Source organism: uncultured Streptococcus sp., from assembly GCF_963545685.1.
Classification (GTDB): domain Bacteria; phylum Bacillota; class Bacilli; order Lactobacillales; family Streptococcaceae; genus Streptococcus.
In genome coordinates, this window is the sequence record NZ_CAUUKN010000033.1 from 1 (window position 1) to 18,383 (window position 18,383).

Here is an 18,383-nt window from a genome sequence, read left to right on the forward strand (position 1 = left end):
AGAAAATCTTTGGAACGGGTATTTTTGACCGTTTTCAAAAGAGCTTGGAAGAGCGCCTTCGTCAGAGCAATAAGGATATGGAAAAGCGTCAGGCTCAGCTAGATAGCCATTTTGCCAGTCAGGTTTGGTCTGAGGAAGAATTAGCCATCTTGGCGCAAACGCCATCCTCTGAAAAATTGGCACGTCTCGAAGAACTTTTGGGACAACGTCAAGAAAATCTTACGGAGCAAAAAAGCATCTTGAAGGCTGCCCATGAGGATTTGGCAAAACTGCAGAAGAGCTTGCAAACTGCCCAAGATTTGGCAAAGATTTTTCAAGAATTGGAGCAAGCCAAGGAGCGTTACCGTCTGGAAATTGAGGAGGGAGCTCAGGGACAGGTAGAGGCAAAAAGGCATCTGGAGGAATTACAGTTCGCTCAAGGTCTGCAGGAAACCATTCGGACTTTGAAGCAATATCAGAAACAATTGATGCAATTAGAGCAGGATCTTGAAATTGCTCAAGAAGCATTAAGTGAAAAGCAACAGGCCTTTGAGGACCTTAAGGCTAAAAAAGAGGAACTCGCAGCTCAATCTAAGAATTTTCTTCAAAAAGAAGAAAGACTGGGAGTGTGGAAAGAGGATATTATCTATGCCCAGAGTCTTGCCCAAGAACAGGAGAAAATTAAACGTTCAAGTACTAACTACAAGCAGTTGGAAAAAACTTATCAGCAGGCTAGGAAAGAGATTGAGATGCTTAACAAGTCCTTGGCAGACTTGGAGGCTAATCGTCTTAGTTTAGAGAGATTACATGAGGCCGAAAAACTCCTCCAGATTGTGGGGTACAGTGTGGAGAATCAACTGGCGCAGGACCTAAATGAAATAGAGGGCCTGAATGAGGAGTTGACAAAGACCGAAAAACGTCGTCAAGCCTTGTCTTTGGAGATTGACCAAGCCCAAGAAAGCCTCAAAGAATTGGAAGAGAAGTTAAGAACGACTTTAGCTTCACGCCGTCAACTCATGATTGCCCAACTGCAAGCAGAGTTAGAGGAGGGACAGCCTTGTATGGTTTGTGGCGCTCTGGAACACCCTAATGTTGGTGGAGCCCAGGCCGATGAAGTGGCCTTGAAAAATCTCATGGATCAGGTGGAGAAGCTTCAAGTTCAAAAAGAAAAGCAAGTCGCTACTTTGTCAAATCGTCAGGCTACCTTGAGCGAAGTTGAATCTAAACGTCAGAATTTGCTTAATCAAGTGGCTAAAGTCAAGGCAGCTCTTGAAAAGCACTATCAAGAATTAGAAGGGCAAGTTAAGGGACAGTTTGATTTTGATTTTTCGAAAGACTATGAAACTGACCGTGGGCAAGCCCTACTCCTGAAGGTTAAGAAGCATTATCAAGACCTCCAAAAACGCTTTGATAAGGAAGAGACAGATTATGTCCGATATCAAGATGAGATAGCTAAAGCTCAAGATAAAGCGACAGATTTGGCTAAAACCTATCAAGAGGCCAAGACAGTGCTTGACCAAACTAAGGAACGCCTAAGAGATTTGCAAGAAGCTCACCCGCAGCTTGAGTCTGTTGAGGTGTATCAAGAACGTATTTCCCTTGCTCATCAGGAGCTGGACCTCTACAATAAGCAAGTCAAGGAAAATAGCGAGGCCTACAACCAACTTCATGCCGACATTAAAGGAATCAAGGGGCAGCTTGAGAGTATAACCAAGTCTAAAGATAAGGCATATCAAGATGTTAAGCGATTATCCACTGAATTAGAGCAAAGTCTCAAGTCTGAAGGGGCTCTCACAAATGACTTAGAGAAGGTCCAACTCTGGCTTGTTGAAGTAAATAATCAAGCTATTCCTATGCTTCAAGCCAAATTAACGACCTATGCAACGCTCAAACAAGAATTACAGGCGCAGATTCGTAAAGGGCAAGAGTTTGTCCAAAATCATGAACAACCAGATCTCGATAGTCTAGCGCAAGCAGTAGAGACTTGTCAGGAAGGCTATGATAAGCAGCTCGCTCAGGTTTCTGTTATGGAGAAGGGGCTTAAGGATGCGACGGCTACCTACCAAGCGGCTAAAACCCTTCAAGACAGCAACCAAGAGGCCTTCAAGGCCCACCAAGAGCTCAGTGATTTGGTCAAGGTGGTTAAGGGAGAAAATACAGCTCTAACTGGGCGACTCAATCTTGAAGTCTATGTTATCCGTCAGTATTTCCAACAAATCTTGGATTATGCCAATGCCAACTACATTGGTCTCTTAACGGATAATCGCTATTCCTTTGTCCTGAGTGAAGAAGGACGTAGGGCGCGTGATCACTTTGGTTTGGACATCAACGTCTATGACCAGTTGACAGGTAGCGAGCGTTCCGTCAAATCCTTGTCTGGAGGAGAAACCTTTATCGCCGCACTGGCTATTGCCCTATCCCTCTCAGAGGTGGTTCAAAATACCAGCAAGGGTGCTGTTGTTGAAGCCCTCTTCATCGACGAAGGCTTTGGCTCACTGGATAAGGAAGCCCTAACCAAGGCCATCTCTGTTCTGGAACAAATCGGTGAAAACCGAATGGTCGGTGTCATCAGTCATGTGGATGACATGAAAGAAGGCATCGCCCAACAACTAGCTATCATCAAGTCGCACGATGGTAGCAGCCGTATTAAGATTGTGGATAAAGGGTAAGAGAAGTCAAGAGTTTAAGAACTCTCGTCAAAACGTTTTAATTATTCTAAGAGATAGTTTCTCATCGAAGCTATCTCTTTTTCTATCCACTTATTTCAATCTTCCTAACTATCAGTTTTTTCTGAAAATAAAAGGAAATTAGTTTGAAAAAATCCCCTCATAAAAAAGTTAATCTATTAGAAAATTAAGTGATACTATGTTATAATTTAATATGGTTAAGTCTCGATAAAATCAAGGAAAAAGTGTATAGAATGTGTTTACGGTCCTGATATCTTGTGACCGTAAAATGCTTATCAGATTCTTAGACTGTTCCTTGCCATCTTATGAAAGTTTGAGACAGAAAAATAAAAAAATGTACTAGCTAGAAAAAATAAGACATAAAAAATGACAGAAAAAATTTCCGTAATTATTCCCGTTTACAATGTAGAAAATCAACTCCAGACCTGTCTAGACAGTGTCTTGGGTCAGACCTATCAAAATCTTGAAATCATCCTTATCAATTATGGATCAACAGACAATAGTGACACCATTTGCCGTAGTTATGCCGCTAGGGATTCTCGTATCCTCTATTTTAAAAAGGATAATGGAGGGCTTTCAGATGCTCGCCATATTGGTATTCGTCAGGCTAAGGGGGCTTACGTCACCTATGTGGATGCGGAAGATTGGGTAGAGCCAACCTATCTAGAGGAGCTTTATAAGGCGCTTCAAGCTCACAAGGCAGATATGGCAGTAGCTAATTACAGTGTCTATAAGGAATCGGAAGATCGCTTTTATTTCCACATTAAAGATGAAGACTATTACGAGCAGGTTTATTCACCGGCTCAGATTATTGATGGACTCTTTGAGGAAACCAATAATATCAATATTGCTCTGATCTCAGCCACTGGGAAACTCTACAAACGTTCCTTGTTTAATGACTTGCTTTTCCCAAAAGAGCATGCGGGAGAAGATGGCTTTTTCAACCTTAAGGCCTATCTCATGAGTGAGCGTACGGTTTATCTCAATAAGGGACTTTATGTTTACCGTGAGAGTCCAGAGATGCCGTCGGCGACTTGGATGCAAGATTGGATGATGACTTTGGTTTATGCCATGGAGGAACGCTTGGCTATTGTTGCTAGCCATGGTTTCCCTCTGGAAAAATACATGGTTACCTATCGTCAGATGCTAGAGGCTTGCTTGAAAAATGTGGAAGAACAAAGTCTCACAGATTCTGAAGCCTATCGCTCAATTCAGGAAAAATTCCAGGTTTTGAGCTTGGCTCCTCAACGTTATGAGACTAAAAAGCATGCTATTGTCCTAGCGGCTAACTATACCTATGTTGATCAAGTACTTACGACTATAAAATCTATCGTTTTCCATCATCGCAACATTCGTTTTTACTTGATTAACGATGATTTCTCTCAAGAGTGGTTTAGGGGGCTCAATCGTCATCTAGCTGCTTTTGGCAGTGAAGTGATTAACTGTCGTGTAGATAGCAGTCATATCAAGCAATATAAGACCAATAGTAACTATGCTAGCTATCTACGCTATTTTGTAGCGGACTTTGTATCTGAGGAGCGAGCTCTTTATTTGGACAGTGACATGGTGGTTACCGGTTCTCTAGAAGACCTCTTTACCCTTGATTTGCAAGGCCGTCCTTTGGCTGCTGTACGTGACTATGCTGTTCAAGTTCAGGATCGTCAGGCGATGTTTGATGCAGGCTTCATGGTGATTGATACGGCTTATTGGAAGCAGTACAACATGAGACGTCACTTAATTGACATGACTAGCGAATGGCATGATAAGGTGCCATTTGCGGAGCAGTCAATTTTTAATATGGTTTTTCGTAACAACTGGTTGACCTTGTCTTTTGACAACAACTACGCTGTGACCAAGTCTAGTCTAGCTGGTTACCACTTGCCAAATGGTCAAGCCTATCCTAAGGTTTTACACTATGCTTCGCACCGGAAGCCCTGGTTACCTTTGGCTTGCCAAGCTTATCGTGAGGTCTGGTGGTTCTATGCCCAAATGGATTGGTCAGAAGTAGCTGAAAATGCTGCCTTACTACCACTTTCAGAGGACATGATTTATCCTAAGGGCCGTCCATTTACTTGTTTGGTCTACACCAACATTTCAGAAATCCCTCATTTGACGGATCTTATCTCGGCTCTTCCTAAGGTACAGTTTAAAATTGCCTCACGTCAGCGTGTGACAGACAAATTGGCCCAATTGATTACCTATCCAAATGTGACAGTTTACTCAGCTATTGCAGGTTTAAATGGGCTAGATTTGGAATTGGTGCGTACTAGTGACTTGCTTTTGGATATCAATCCAGGTAGAAAAGTAGTGGAAATTCTTGATGCCTTTAGGTTTGAAAATAAACCAATCTTAGGCTTTGAGGACCTCAAGTCCACCAAACATAATCAGCAAACCTACTCAAGAGATCGTTGGAAAGAGATGGCTGAGACCATTCGTCAGATGCGTAAGAAGAGTCTGTAATCCATTATTGGGATAAGTGGGCTGCAATTTAGTTTATGTCTCATTTCTAACGAAATAAGATCAGTCTGTCTATAGGGCAGGAAATAGGAGTAACAGTGAAAAAAATTAGTCAATCGATAATCACCAAACGTGTGTTATGGACCGTCTTTTTCCTCTTTATTTATTGTTTAGGAAATCGCTTGGTTCTACCGTTTGTGGATTTGAAAAATGCAAATATCTTTGGGGGAGCCATGGGTTCCTTGGCTTTCTCTAGTGCCATGATGGGTGGAAACCTCAGGTCTATGTCTCTTTTTTCAGTAGGCTTGTCACCCTGGATGTCAGCAATGATTCTCTGGCAGATGTTTTCTTTCTCTAAGAAAATGGGCTTAAAAAACCTTCCTGTCGAGATTCAGGACCGTAGACGAATGTACTTGGCTCTAGCAATTGCTCTGGTCCAATCTCTGGCAGTGTCCTTGAACCTGCCCATCGTTTCTGGGGTTAATGCCGGTCTCGCCATTTTCATGAATACCATCTTGTTGATTGCTGGAACCTTTTTCTTGATTTGGTTATCGGACCTCAACTCCCTCTTTGGGATTGGGGGATCCATCGTTATCTTGATGGCGAGTATGATGGCCAATATGCCATATCAAATCATGGATAGCATTGAAAAGCTAGGTATTGGTTGGGATGTCTTGCTTCCTCTGTTCTTGTTCAGTTTGGTCTTCCTCTACATTGCCGGAGTGGTGCAGAGGGCTAGATATCGTATCTCAATCAATAAAATCAATATTCATAACCGTTTCAAACAATATTCTTATTTGGATATTATGTTGAACCCAGCCGGAGGGATGCCTTTCATGTTTGCCATGTCACTAGTCAACATTCCACAATATGTCTTTATGCTGATTCAGTTTATGCATCCTGATAATAAGTGGACTAGTGAGGCTATCAAGGCCTTGACGGTCGGTCGACCTCTTTGGTTAGTTATTTATCTAGTCATGCTCTTCGTTCTAGGTTTAGCCTTTGCCTTTGTTAATGTCTCTGGTGAGCAAATCTCAGAACGTATGCGTAAGTCAGGTGAGTATATCTACGGCGTTTACCCAGGTCAAGAAACCAGTGCCTATATCAACCATTTGGTCCTTAGACTTGGTTTCATCGGTGCCCTTTACATGCTCTTTATGGCAGGTGCTCCAATGCTCATTATCTTGGTTAATCCGGATTACTTACAGCTTAGTATGATTCCTGGTACTTTCTTGATTTTTAGCGGTATGATTTACAACGTTAACGAGGAAATGAAGGCTTTGAAGCTTAACACTTCCTATACCCCACTTTTTGAAAATGTATAATATCTCACCCCTCGTGGGGTTGAGAGGCAGGCTGGTGATGCGTGATCGGTCTGCCCCTCAATCTCAAGTATTGTGATGAAAAGACAATGAAGGAGAACTCATGTATTATTTTATTCCAGCTTGGTATGGACAGACGGATGAATTTTGGAAGACTGCCATTGATCCTTGGTACCGTATCCGTCAAAAAATTGAATTTGATGATAGCTTGCATCAAGTTCGCATTTTTCAGGATGAAGATCTAGCGCCTCAGCTCTTACTTTTAGCCTACCAACCGCATTTGCGTTATTTCTTACATCGTCATGATGTCTTGGAAGTTGGCCATACAGCTATTTTTGATTTGATTCAAGGTATTACTGATGAAGAGATGAGAAACCTTCAGGTGACAGATTTGGAATGGCCAGAAGGGGCTACATTTGTCCACACACCATTTGCAATTGTGGTTCAATGCCAACACCAGCGTTATGCCGAGGTTGAATTTGGATCAGAGGGTTTTATTGGAATGATTCGCTACTTTAAGGATGAGCAAATCATTCGTGAAGATGTCTACGATGACCGTGGCTTTATTTCGAGTAGCCTTTATTATGAAGAGGGACAACCAATCTACCGAAACTACCTCAACGCCAAGGGAGTCTGGCAGCTTTGTCATTTCTTTGATGGACGTGGCATTGTAGCCAACCCTCGTACGGATGGCCGTTTTGAAAAGAGTTACTACGGTGACCTTTCAGAAGTTATCTGGGAATTTTTGAATAAATTCTTAGCTGAAGAGGTCAAGGCAGCAGACCGTTTTGTTATTGCGTCAGACCTTCGTCACAACAAATACCTCTTTGAACATTTGCCAGCAGAAAATACAAAAATTTTGACCTGGTTCGCAGAACGTAATCAGGAAGATAAGGTTGATGCTTATGCGGCCTTTCTTCCACAGGTGGACTTGATGATTGCGGATCGTTACGATTACTTGGAGCAACTTAAGGTTGCCTATCCACAAGAGGCTAAAAAGCTCAAACACATGGCTTCCTTCGATACCCGTTTGGCTTTGGGAACCAGTCAACGTGTCAAAGAGTCTAAAATCTTTTATCAAGTGGACTTCGATCAGTTGGATTTAGAGGCTATTTATCAGGTCTTGGCTTTCGTAGCTAAGTATCCAAAGACACAGGTTGAGTTTGGAGCATTTAACGCCAACCCAGAGCAACTCGGTAGCTTGCAACATCAAGTGGAAAAAATGATTGAAGAACGTTTGAGTCCAGAAGCCTTTGAAGAAGTTGTGGAAAGCAGTGGTGCAGAAAATAAATTGGAAGAAAATAAGGAAATCAAAAGCCGATTTTCTTTCCAAGACTTGCGTGACGAGACTGCTCTAATCAAGTCACTTCAATTTACACGCCTTATTGTTGACTTGAGTAAGGAGCCTAATCGTTATACACAGATTGCCGGAATTAGTGCCGGTATTCCACAGATTAACCGTGTGGCATCTGAGTATGTGACCCATCAAGAGAATGGTTATATCTTGAAGCACCTGTCTGATTTTGAAAAAGGTGCTTACTACTATTTGGGACAATTAAACAACTGGAACCGTTCCCTTATCTACTCGATTGAGAAAATTAAGGAAAACACGGGAGACCGTTTGGTACAAAAATGGGAAAATTGGTTGAAGGAGGAGCAGAATGACCAAGGATAATCGCCTGAAAATACTACAAGTTGGATCTTCTAACTGGTCAGAAATTCAGGAAATTCCTGAAAATATGAAATGGTACTATTGCAATCTTGGTCAGCTTGAGACCTTGCAAGAAACCATCGAAGAAGATGAAATCAAGGCTTTCACAGCGGTTATTGTGGACAGTCTTGCGGGTCTTGAGGAATTGATGGCTATTAAAGAATATTTGATTCCTCATACTATCTTCTTTGATCAAACCATAAAAGTGCCAGATGAGAGCCTTCTTCAGTTTCTGAAGGAAGTTTGCGCTGTCCCAACGGATTTTTCAAATCATGGTCAGTTGCTCTTTACCCTTTCCAAAGCGCTCTTTTCAGGGCAATACGGGGATAAGATGTTTCCATTCACTACCCAAGTTAACCCAAATTTCAGTGGTGAAGTGACCTATCATGGTTATGAAAATGTCATTTTAAACGGCGACTATGGTCAAGAATTTAGTCCTGTCTTGGACTGGACCTATAATGTCAGAGCCAGTAAGGAAAACCCAATTGAGCTTTGGTTGGAATTTGAAAAAGAAGATACCTGTGAGTGTCGCTTGATTCTCAATCTTCTGCCAGAAGGTTCGGTAGCAGGCATTTTCAAGACCTACATCGTTTCAGAAGAAGAAATGCGCAAAGGAGCCATTGTTCTTGATGAGGACAGGACCTTCCTTTTGTCAGCTAGTCTTGAAATGAAGGGTAAAGGTCAGATTACTATCGGTGGCCTCCACCAACGTTTGACGCGTTTCCAATTTGGGAAGTTTGTACTTGGCGGTGGTATTCTCCACGATAGCAAACGTCAGGAAATCAACTATTTCTTCTATCCTGGAGACTTCAAGCCACCTTTGTCTGTTTACTTCTCAGGTTTCCGTCCTGCCGAAGGTTTCGGGATGATGAAAGCTATGGGAACTCCCTTCTTGCTCTTTTCAGATCCTCGCCTCCAGGGTGGAGCCTTTTACATGGGAACTGAAGAACTTGAAAATAGTATCAAGGACACTATCCAATATTACTTGGACTACCTAGGTTTTGACAATAGTCAGCTCATCCTTTCTGGGATGTCCATGGGAACCTTCCCTTCTATGTACTATGGTGCGGACTTTGAACCTCATGCCATCATCATGTCTAAACCTCTAGCTAATGTCGGTACTATCGGTAATCGTGCTAGACTCTTGGCGCCAGAGGTCTTTCCAACAGGAATTGATGTCTTGCATTTGCAGACAGGACGTTTGGATAGTGATGGTGTTGAGACTCTTAATCAGAAGTTCTGGAATAAGTTTGAAAAAGCAGATTTTTCAAACACGACCTTTGGGCTTTCTTACATGAAAGACGAGGATATGGATCCAACGGCCTATGAGGATATTACAAAATCCCTCTATTATTCAGGGGCAAAGATTCTCAGCAAGGGAACGTCAGGGCGACACAACGATGATTCAGCTACAGCGACAACTTGGTTTGTCAATTTTTACCGTATGATTTTAGAAAATGATTTTGGAAGAAAGGAGTAAGAATGTTCAGAAACAAGAAATCAGAAATCTTGTGGGGCTTAAACCACAAAGCTTACATGTATGGCTCAAAAATTGTTAAGCGCCAAGATGGTTCTGTGCAATTTTACAATCCTTTGGTGCCATCAGGAACGGAAATCCAGTCTTGGATGGCCATCCAAAACTATCAAGCTGCTCGTACCCAGCCTGCCCTCCCACTATTGAAAAAAGGGCATAGCTATGACTTGACGGCAGATCTCGAAGCTGTACCAACAGGCTCAGTCTTTTTGAAAGTCAGCTTTTTGGACCGTTATGACAATGAAATCAAACAGCTTATTGAAAAAAGTACCCAGATGACTTTTGTCTACCCTCATGAGGCTTATACCTATCGTATTTCTCTCTTGAGTGCTGGGGTCAAAGAGTTGGATTTCTACAGCTTAAAACTGGAAGAAACAGGAGAAGAACATGTTTAAACAACTGAATCCTATTCTCCCTGTTAAGGAGATACTCAAGGAAATTAACGGACTAGCCGATGAAATGGTAGGCCTGACCAACCTTGAGTTGAAAAATAAAACGCAAGAATTTAAGGAGCGTTTGGCTCAAGGAGAAAGTTTGGACGACCTCCTGCCAGAAGCCTTTGCGGTTGTTCGTGAAGCGGATAAGCGCGTGTTAGGCATGTTCCCTTATGATGTTCAGGTCATGGGAGGCATTGTCATGCACCAGGGTCATATTGCTGAGATGAATACGGGTGAGGGTAAGACTCTGACGGCAACCATGCCAGTCTACCTTAATGCCTTGTCAGGTGAAGGTGCTATTCTCGTTACGACTAATGAATACTTGGCTATCCGTGACGCTGAGGAAATGGGTCAGGTCTATGAATTCTTAGGTTTGACGATTGGTGTTCCCTGTGTGGAAGGTAGTAATGAGATGGATCCTGCAGAAAAGCGTGCCATCTATCAATCGGACATCGTTTACACGACAAATGCCAGTCTAGGTTTTGACTATTTGATTGATAACCTTGCTTCTAACCAAGACGGGAAATACATGCGTCCCTTTAACTATGCCATTGTCGATGAGGTGGATTCTGTTCTACTAGATAGTGCGCAGACGCCCTTGATTATCTCTGGTGCACCTCGTGTTCAGTCCAACTACTATGGAATGATGGATACACTCATGACCACCTTGGTTGAGGGTGAGGACTATATTTTCAAAGAGGAAAAAGGGGAAGTCTGGTTGACCACTAAGGGTGCCAAGGCTGCTGAAAACTATCTTGGTATCGGCAACCTCTACGATGAGGAAAATAGCACCTTTGCCCGTCATTTGCTCTTTTCACTTCGTGCTCACTTGCTCTATAAAAAGGACAAGGACTATATCATTCGTGATGGCAAGAAGGGGCCAGAAGTAGTGCTTCTTGACAAGTCAACAGGTCGTCTTTTGGAATTGACCAAGCTCCAAGGAGGACTCCACCAAGCCATCGAAGCCAAGGAATTAGTGGCCTTGTCACAAGAAACCAGAGCCATGGCTTCCATCACCTACCAAAGTCTCTTTAAAAAATTCCAGAAAATTTCAGGGATGACTGGTACTGGTAAGGTTGCGGAAAAAGAATTCCTGGATACCTACGGTATGAAAGTCATTCAAATCCCGACCAACCGTAAGAAACAACGTATTGACTATCCTGATAAGATTTATGCGACCCTACCAGAGAAGGTCTTCGCTTCTTTAGAGTATGTTAAGCATTATCATGAAAAAGGAAATCCAATCTTGATTTTCGTTGGTTCAGTGGAAATGTCAGAGCTTTATTCTTCTCTGCTTTTGCGTGAAGGGATTGCCCATAATCTCTTGAATGCCAACAATGCACCACGTGAGGCAGAGATGATCGCCGAGTCAGGACAAATGGGTGCCGTGACAGTTGCGACCTCAATGGCTGGACGTGGAACAGATATCAAGCTCGGTAAAGGTGTGGCTGAACTTGGTGGATTGGTCGTTATCGGTACCGAACGTATGGAAAGTCAGCGTATTGATTTGCAAATCCGTGGCCGTTCTGGGCGTCAAGGTGATCCTGGTATGTCTAAATTCTTCGTCTCGCTTGAAGATGACGTGATTAAGAAATACGGTCCATCATGGGTTCACCGTAGCTACAAAGAATATGCCATTAATGATCACATTGAGCCTAAGGAACTGACAGGTCGCAAGTACCGTAAATTGGTTGAAAAAGCCCAAGAAGCTAGTGAAAGTTCTGGTCGTACCTCACGTCGTCAGACGCTTGAATTTGCAGAAAGTATGAACATCCAACGTGAGATGATTTATGCTCAACGTGATCGTCTCATCTACCACAATCAAGGGTTGGAAACTGTTATCGACGAGGTTCTTGACGATTTCATCGACCAAGCTATGGCTGAGGAAGATTTTTCAAAAGCGGAAAATCTTTACCATTTTATCTTGCGTAATATCAGCTTCCGTATCAATGAGATTCCTAAGGATTTGGACCTCAACAACCGTGAGCAAGTCTTGGAACTTATCTACCAGTTTGCCTACCGTGAACTTGATGCTAAAAAGCAGGAGTTGAAAACTAAGGAACTGAACGAGTATTTCCAACGCCTATCCATGCTTAAGGCTGTGGATGACAACTGGGTGGAGCAGGTAGACTATCTGCAACAACTCCAAATGGCTATTGGTAGCCAACAACTCAGTCAAAAGAACCCAATTGTCGAATATTACCAAGAGGCTTACAAGGGCTTTGAAGCCATGAAACGTCAAATCAGAAAGGATATGGTACGTAATCTTCTCCTCAGTCAGGTGCAAGTCACTAAAAAAGGAGATATTATCAGCCATTTCCCATAAAATAAGGAAATTATGACAGTATATAACATTAATTTAGGTATAGGTTGGGCCAGCAGTGGTGTTGAATATGCCCAGGCCTATCGGGCCAAGATTTTCAAGGAAATGGGGCAAGAAGCAAAATTTGTCTTTATGGACCTCATCCTTGGGGATAATATCGAGCATATGACCAGTAAGATTGGTTTTTCAGACGACGAAATCATATGGCTCCATAACTATTTTACAGATATCAAGATTGCGCCATCAACCATCAGTCTGGCAGAGATTGAGGCCGTTTTACCTGCCAATCCTGAGCGTAAGGAGGTAGCTGGTCGCCTCATTCGTTACCATTATCCACAGGATGATATGGTAGTAGCATGTAACCTTCGTGCCACTGATGAAGGTGCGGTGGAAACCGTCAGCTATTTTGTCAATGACAAGCTCTTGCGTAAGGATTTCTACTCTTACACCCGTTATTGCAGTGAGTATTATGCGCCTAAGGACAATCAAGCCAAGGTTTACCAACGCCGTTTTTATAATGAAGATGGCTCGACTGCCTATGACATGATTGTAGGAGACAATAATCAGGATATCTATCGTTTTCCGGATCAGGTCCTCTATGGCAAGCAAGAATTTCTTCGCTATTTCTTCAAACGCCTAGCTCTAACCAAGGATGATGTGGTCATCTTGGATCGTGAAACTGGTATTGGTCAGCTAGTTTTTGAAGAAGCGCAAGCTGCTCGCCTAGGTGTTGTTGTCCACGCTGAGCATTTTAGCGTCAATCAGACAGACGACGACTATATCCTCTGGAATAACTATTACGAGTACCAATTTACCAATGCGGACAAGGTTGATTTCTTTATCGTAGCGACAGACCGTCAGAAGGAAATCCTTCAAGAGCAGTTCCGTCACTACACCAACCATGATCCAAAGATCTACACTATTCCAGTTGGAAGTCTGCCTAAATTGATTGGACAGGACAAGCCACGTAAGCCATTCTCAATGATTACTGCTTCACGTTTGGCTCAGGAAAAGCACATTGACTGGTTGGTTCGTGCAGTTATCGAGGTTCATAAGATCCTACCAGACATCACCTTTGATATTTATGGTAGTGGTGGTATGGATGCTAAATTGCGTGAGATTATTGTCGAAGCACAAGCTGGTGACTACATCCGACTCATGGGGCATGCTGATTTGACTGATATTTATAGCCAGTACGAGGTCTATCTGACAGCTTCAACCAGCGAAGGTTTTGGACTTACCCTCATGGAGGCGGTTGGTTCAGGTCTTCCTATGATTGGTTTTGACGTTCCTTATGGGAATCAAACCTTTATCGAAGACGGGGGCAACGGCTACCTCCTTCCTGTCGCTGAAAATCATGTTGTGGATGTCATCACCAAGTCCTATAAGGATGCCATTATCCGTCTCTATGAAGAAGGCAATATTGAAGCCATGCGCCAAAAATCTTACGACTTTGCCAAAGGCTTCTTGACCAGTCAAGTCAAAGCTGCATGGAAACAGTTACTTGAGGAGGTGCGCTCATGATATTCTTATGTGATTACTACAATCAAGCCAGTAAGGATTTGGCTTACTCTCTTCAGGTAGCAGGATATGATGCCACAACAGTAGTCATCAATCCAGATGGCTTCCTCCCTCAAGGTGCCCTCTCTCCTTTCACCTATTATGTGGAAGAAGAAGTGGAAGTAGGCAGACCACGCTTTTTCAACCAAGTTCCTGTGCCAGCCTTTTGGGAAATCTCAGGAAATAATCAGATGGCGCATGTGTCTAATCTCACTGAAGAACGTGCTCGAATCACCTTCCCAGAGGGGAGTAAGGCTCGCATCGTAAAAAGTGTCGAATGGTTGGACAAGTCAGGTAAAATTCGACAAGTAGACCACTATAACAAATACGGTTTCTGCTTTGCCAAAACCACTCATGATGAGAATGGTCAGGCAGTCTTTACCAGCTACCAAACCAAAGAAGGTGACGAACGCATTTTGGAAAATCATCTCACTGGTGATATTCTCTTGACCTTACCAGGCCAAGTCCTACGTCGTTTCGCCAACCGTACCGAATTTGTCAAAGCCTTTCTAGCTCAGGTCTTTGGTGACATCGACCACATTATATTTAATAGTTTGGCGACACCTTTCATTGTCTCATGGACTATGGAAAATAAAGGTGCCACTGATGTGCTAGTCTGGCAAGAACCTATTGGAGATGTCCTTCCTGGTAATATGAATGGTATCTTGGAGGATAATTCAGCCAGAGCTAATGCCATCATTATTCCTGATAAGGCGACTTATGAAAAAGCCTTGACCTTGGTGCCTGAGGATAAAAAACATAAGGTCTTGTCACTTGGCTATGCCTATGACTTCAAGGAAAATCATGGCAAACCTCGTAATGCCTTTATTGCAACCAATTCAGACCAAATTGAGCGATTGGAAGCCTTGGTTGAGTCACTACCTGATGTGACCTTCCAGATTGCGGCTGTTACTGAGATGTCTCCAAGATTACTTTCAATGATGCGTTACTCTAACGTTGTGCTCCATCCTAACGCTAGTCACAAGCAGTTGGACAAGCTCTATCAGGAGTCTGACCTTTACTTGGATATCAACCATCATAATGAATTGTACAAGGCGACGCGAACTGCCTTTGAACACCAATTATTGATTTTGGCCTTTTCAGAAACAGCTCATGGACCTGTCTATACAGCACCAGAGCATATCTATGCCAGTCAGAACTATCCAGCTATGGTTGCCAAGATTAAGCAGGTCCTAAGCGACAATCAAGCCATGCAAGAAGCTATGCAGGCTCAAAAAGCTCAAGCCAATACTCTGACTGCTTCTGAGTTGGCCGACCGCTTACAATCACTTTTAGGAGGAAATCATGTCTAAAAAAGATTTATTCTACGGTGACGTTGAAGGCCGTATGGAAGAACTCAAGCAAAAACCTATTACAGAGGAAAAAGAAACTAGAGGAGAGAAGATTAACAAGAGCTTTTCAATTATGCTCGGACTTGTTATTATCATCGGTTTGATCTTCACCCTTATTGGTTTGTTGAGGTAGTCTTATGATGTTAGTATTTATGGTTCTAGCAGTGATTCTTTCGGTTGCCCTTATCGTCCTAGTGACCATCCAACCGCGTCAAACGCAGATTTTCTCAACGGACGCCACTAGTAATATCGGAAAACCGAGTTATTGGTCTAGCCAACCGATTCGAAAAATGTTGACCTTGGCTATTAGCTTAGCCCTCTTTGTCCTCTTACTTATTTTTATGATTGTCTCTTATAAGTAGAGGATTTTCTACCATATACACATAATAGAAAGAAGTATGTCATGCGCGTACATTTTACAAATTTATTTGGCCAGTCCTCACGTAGTGTGGCCTTGATTGCCCAAAATGATACCATGAAGATTGTCAAGGAACTTGGTGCTAATGAACTGGGGATTTACTTCTATGATAGTAGCCAAGAGCCAGCTAGAGAATTGAATGCTCGACTTGATGGGATTGTAGCAGGAGTGAGTGTTGGAGATATCGTTTTCTTCCAGTCACCAACATGGAATGGCAGTGAATGGGATAGCCGATTGCTTAGTAAGTTCAAGGCTGTTAATGCAAAGACCGTTATGTTTATCCATGATATACCACCACTCATGTTTGATAGTAATTACTATCTTTTACCTGCCTATATCGATATGTATAATCTCTGTGATGTTGTCGTGGTTCCTTCTGAACAGATGCGTTATCGACTTATCGAAGAAGGCTTGACAGTTAAGAAAATTATTATCCAAAAACTCTGGGACTTACCTCATAACCTAGATTTACATCAACCTAGCTTCCAAAAGAAGATGATTTTTGCTGGGAATCCAACACGTTTTCCGCACGTACTAGATTGGAAACAAACAACCCCTCTCCATGTTTATGCGGAAAAACAAGCGGATAAGGATTATTCCAAAGTTCAACTCGAAGGTTGGCGTAATAAACCCGAACTTTTGTTAGAGATGTCTAAAGGAGGGTTTGGTTTAGTCTGGGGTAACTCAGAGAAACCAGAAGACGAACCCGACTACTATAAGCTGAACATTTCTTACAAACTTTCTACCTACTTGGCGGCAGGTCTACCAGTCGTAGTGCCTGACTATCTCTCAAATGCAGACTATATCAGAGAACATGGCCTAGGCTTTGTCGTATCAAGTTTAGAAGAAGCAGATTGCTGCGTTCAAGAATGTACTGAGGAGCAATATGCTCAGATGGTTGCTAACGCCAAGTATACTGCCTACCTCATTAGTAATGGTTATTTCACAAAGAAACTATTTATTGATGCTATCATGGCATTAAGTTAGTATTTAAAGGATTATCAGGAGATAATCCTTTTTTGCTATAATTCTGAGCATATATCTTGACTTTTCGAAAATAATTCAAATTATTTTTAATTTGTACTAAAGGATTTAAGGAAGATACCCATCTCATTAGGAACAATCTTAAAAAATACAAGCTAATAACCTGACAGATGTAAAAAATCCCCCTTAAATAATTGATTGTAATTGTTTGACAATTTATCAAAAATGGAATTGTTGGATAATTTTAAACCGAAAAATATTCGGCTTAAAAATGAGAAAAATAGAAATGAACAGCATAAAAGTAGGTATTTCAACCGTTTGCATATAAACAAAGAAGCAATTGTTGATAAAAAACAGAAAATTCAGAATTGCGAAAACCTTACATTTTTTAGAGAAAATGAGACAAAAAAGCACAATTTTTAGTAAACTTGTGATATATTATAAATTGTAATTTCCAGATTAGGAAATCACTCATATTTTTAGGAGGTAAATATGTTTTTTAGACGTAACGAAGGGAAATTTCGCGAAACAGATCGCGTGACTCGCTTCAAACTTATCAAATCAGGTAAAAACTGGCTTCGTGCTGCAACATCAAACTTTGGACTTTTCAAAGTTGTTAAAGGTGGTGCAGACGCTCCGTCAGTATCAGTTCAAAATGTAGAAGAAAAAACTTCACTTCTTTCAGGTCAAGCACTCCTTAAAGGGATTGCAGCAGCAGGTGCTGTGGCAGGTGGTGCAGTAGCAACTTACACTGCTCAAGCCGAAGAAACAACTGCACCAGCTTTGGAAAGCCAAGCAACTACAAATCAAGACGTATTGGCAAACTCTGAAGCAGCTGTATTGAGCGCTGCTCCAGTATCAGAAACAGTAGCTTCAGAAGCTCCAGCAGTGGCATCAACAAGCCAAGAGTCTACAAGCTCTTCAGTTGATGCTCAAGCAAGCACAGACGCTTCAGTTTCAGTATCACAATCTGTATCAGCAGAATTGTCACAAGCTATTTCAGAATCTGTATCACTTAGCAAAGTGAACTCAACTTCTGAAAGCCAATCACACACTGAAAGCAACACTGGTTCAAATTCAGAATCAGCTTCTGAATCAGCAACTTCAACAGCAGCAACTGCATCAGAAACAGCAACTCAAGAAGATGAAAAAACTATCTTGGATCAAAACGTTTCAGAAGCAGAATTGCTTGTTAATATTGCTAAAGACTATGAAGCTAAATTGACAGATACAGTTGCTAAAGCTGAAATCCAAACAGCTATCGCAACAGTTCAAGAAGAAGTTGCTAAATCAACAACCTTGCTTGCCGCATCAGCAACAAACGCTGCTTACGCAGAACAACGTGAGCGCCTTGGAAACGCTGTTGACAACATGATGACTAAGATTACTGACAACGGCTTCACAGGTAACTCAGTAGTTAACGGTGTTGCAGCAGTGACAGCACAATTGGATGCAATTGCAACTTCAAACACACTTTCAGCAGGTGTTAACGTAACTCCAAGCATGGACGATGCGAACGGTGCAACACTTACTGACAAAGCGACTACAATTCCTTCAGGATACTCAGCTGATCCTGCTTCAGGTCGTTTGACATTTGGTATTTGGAACCTTAAATCTTA

13 protein-coding genes are annotated in these 18,383 nt (G+C 42.2%); all 13 read left to right on the forward strand.

The window, feature by feature from the left end:
* On the forward strand, positions 1-2,648 hold a 2,648-nt coding region (locus RWZ99_RS06710), incomplete at its 5' end, for an SbcC/MukB-like Walker B domain-containing protein (protein ID WP_314677250.1).
* Positions 2,649-3,032: 384 nt separating this feature from the next.
* On the forward strand, positions 3,033-5,126 hold the full coding sequence (locus RWZ99_RS06715) for a glycosyltransferase (protein WP_314677251.1): 2,094 nt from the start codon (positions 3,033-3,035) through the stop codon (positions 5,124-5,126).
* A gap of 95 nt (positions 5,127-5,221) precedes the next feature.
* Positions 5,222-6,448, forward strand: coding sequence for an accessory Sec system protein translocase subunit SecY2 (secY2, locus tag RWZ99_RS06720; RefSeq protein WP_314677253.1), 1,227 nt, complete (start codon positions 5,222-5,224; stop codon positions 6,446-6,448).
* 100 nt (positions 6,449-6,548) lie between these two features.
* The gene (gene asp1 / locus RWZ99_RS06725; protein ID WP_314677254.1) at positions 6,549-8,120 is read left to right on the forward strand and encodes an accessory Sec system protein Asp1; all 1,572 of its coding nucleotides are present in this window, start codon (positions 6,549-6,551) and stop codon (positions 8,118-8,120) included.
* On the forward strand, positions 8,107-9,636 hold the full coding sequence (asp2, locus tag RWZ99_RS06730) for an accessory Sec system protein Asp2 (protein WP_314677255.1): 1,530 nt from the start codon (positions 8,107-8,109) through the stop codon (positions 9,634-9,636). The genes asp1 and asp2 overlap by 14 nt, the downstream gene beginning before the upstream one ends.
* A gap of 2 nt (positions 9,637-9,638) precedes the next feature.
* Positions 9,639-10,085: an accessory Sec system protein Asp3 gene (gene asp3, locus RWZ99_RS06735; RefSeq protein WP_314677257.1), complete on the forward strand. Its 447-nt coding sequence runs from the start codon at positions 9,639-9,641 to the stop codon at positions 10,083-10,085.
* Complete coding sequence (secA2, locus tag RWZ99_RS06740; RefSeq protein ID WP_314677258.1) at positions 10,078-12,453, forward strand: accessory Sec system translocase SecA2; 2,376 nt, start codon at positions 10,078-10,080, stop codon at positions 12,451-12,453. Before asp3 ends, secA2 begins: the two co-directional genes overlap by 8 nt.
* A 12-nt stretch (positions 12,454-12,465) precedes the next feature.
* The gene (gtfA, locus tag RWZ99_RS06745; protein ID WP_314677260.1) at positions 12,466-13,974 is read left to right on the forward strand and encodes an accessory Sec system glycosyltransferase GtfA; all 1,509 of its coding nucleotides are present in this window, start codon (positions 12,466-12,468) and stop codon (positions 13,972-13,974) included.
* The gene (gene gtfB / locus RWZ99_RS06750; RefSeq protein ID WP_314677261.1) at positions 13,971-15,323 is read left to right on the forward strand and encodes an accessory Sec system glycosylation chaperone GtfB; all 1,353 of its coding nucleotides are present in this window, start codon (positions 13,971-13,973) and stop codon (positions 15,321-15,323) included. The genes gtfA and gtfB overlap by 4 nt, the downstream gene beginning before the upstream one ends.
* A complete protein-coding gene (asp4, locus tag RWZ99_RS06755) occupies positions 15,316-15,495 on the forward strand; it encodes an accessory secretory system protein Asp4 (RefSeq protein ID WP_314677262.1) in 180 nt (59 codons plus the stop codon). The genes gtfB and asp4 overlap by 8 nt, the downstream gene beginning before the upstream one ends.
* A 4-nt stretch (positions 15,496-15,499) precedes the next feature.
* Positions 15,500-15,724 carry an accessory secretory protein Asp5 gene (locus RWZ99_RS06760; RefSeq protein WP_314677263.1) on the forward strand — a complete coding sequence of 75 codons (225 nt, stop codon included), beginning with the start codon at positions 15,500-15,502 and terminating at the stop codon, positions 15,722-15,724.
* Between the two features lie 41 nt (positions 15,725-15,765).
* A complete protein-coding gene (locus tag RWZ99_RS06765; protein WP_314677264.1) occupies positions 15,766-16,767 on the forward strand; it encodes a sugar transferase in 1,002 nt (333 codons plus the stop codon).
* Between the two features lie 489 nt (positions 16,768-17,256).
* On the forward strand, positions 17,257-18,383 hold a 1,127-nt coding region (locus tag RWZ99_RS06770), incomplete at its 3' end, for an accessory Sec-dependent serine-rich glycoprotein adhesin (protein ID WP_314677265.1).

Excerpts from the sequence above, each read along its gene's own strand:
- asp2 (WP_314677255.1), top strand. The coding sequence starts at position 8,107 with ATGACCAAGGATAATCGCCTGAAAATACTACAAGTTGGATCTTCTAAC.
- RWZ99_RS06760 (WP_314677263.1), top strand. The coding sequence starts at position 15,500 with ATGATGTTAGTATTTATGGTTCTAGCAGTGATTCTTTCGGTTGCCCTT.
- RWZ99_RS06715 (WP_314677251.1), top strand. The coding sequence starts at position 3,033 with ATGACAGAAAAAATTTCCGTAATTATTCCCGTTTACAATGTAGAAAAT.
- gtfA (WP_314677260.1), top strand. The coding sequence starts at position 12,466 with ATGACAGTATATAACATTAATTTAGGTATAGGTTGGGCCAGCAGTGGT.
- RWZ99_RS06765 (WP_314677264.1), top strand. The coding sequence starts at position 15,766 with ATGCGCGTACATTTTACAAATTTATTTGGCCAGTCCTCACGTAGTGTG.
- secA2 (WP_314677258.1), top strand. The coding sequence starts at position 10,078 with ATGTTTAAACAACTGAATCCTATTCTCCCTGTTAAGGAGATACTCAAG.
- asp4 (WP_314677262.1), top strand. The coding sequence starts at position 15,316 with ATGTCTAAAAAAGATTTATTCTACGGTGACGTTGAAGGCCGTATGGAA.
- asp3 (WP_314677257.1), top strand. The coding sequence starts at position 9,639 with ATGTTCAGAAACAAGAAATCAGAAATCTTGTGGGGCTTAAACCACAAA.
- gtfB (WP_314677261.1), top strand. The coding sequence starts at position 13,971 with ATGATATTCTTATGTGATTACTACAATCAAGCCAGTAAGGATTTGGCT.
- asp1 (WP_314677254.1), top strand. The coding sequence starts at position 6,549 with ATGTATTATTTTATTCCAGCTTGGTATGGACAGACGGATGAATTTTGG.